Below are 630 nucleotides of genomic sequence, written 5' to 3'. Positions count from 1 at the left end.
CAATTATATTAACTAAATTTGCACCTATTTCATCAAAAGCTTTTATAACACTTATTAATGTTCCTCCCGTGCTTACTACATCGTCTATTAATAATATATTATCATTTTCTTTAATTCCATTAATATATAATTCATTTTCACTGTAACCCGTTCTTTGATGTACTTTTTGTTCACCTTCAAGACCATAAGACCTTTTACGTACAACTACAAAAGGTATTCCCGTTTTAAGTGATAATGCTGTTGCAAGAGGTATTCCCATGGATTCCACCCCTACAATTTTATCAATTAAGTCAAGATTATAATTATTAATAATATAATTCATAATATCATCTAATAATTCAGGTTCTACAAGAGGTACACCATCACTTATTGGATGTACAAAGTAAAAATATTCTCCTTTTTTTAACTACGGGACATTCCACTAATGATTTTTTTAATTCATCTAACATGACTAAACTCCTTCTTTAATATTATTTGAAAATAATTAGATTTTTGTTATTAATTAATCATCATAAATAATTAAATATAAACTTTCTATATAATATATTAACTTATCTAAATTATTATTTTTTAAGATTTATAGAGAATAATCATGAAATCATTAAAAATTAGATAATTTTATTAAATTAT

The 630-nt window shown here is 23.7% G+C and carries 1 protein-coding gene; it reads right to left on the bottom strand.

All coding sequences use genetic code 11. The features are described 5' to 3' along the window. The coding region (locus tag MSI_RS13575) for an adenine phosphoribosyltransferase (protein ID WP_237706520.1) at positions 1-370 on the bottom strand (370 nt) is incomplete at its 3' end. Between the last annotated feature and the right edge of the window lie 260 nt (positions 371-630).

The organism is Treponema sp. JC4, assembly GCF_000260795.1.
GTDB lineage: Bacteria > Spirochaetota > Spirochaetia > Treponematales > Treponemataceae > Treponema_D.
This window is presented reverse-complemented; position numbering and strand designations above follow the sequence as displayed.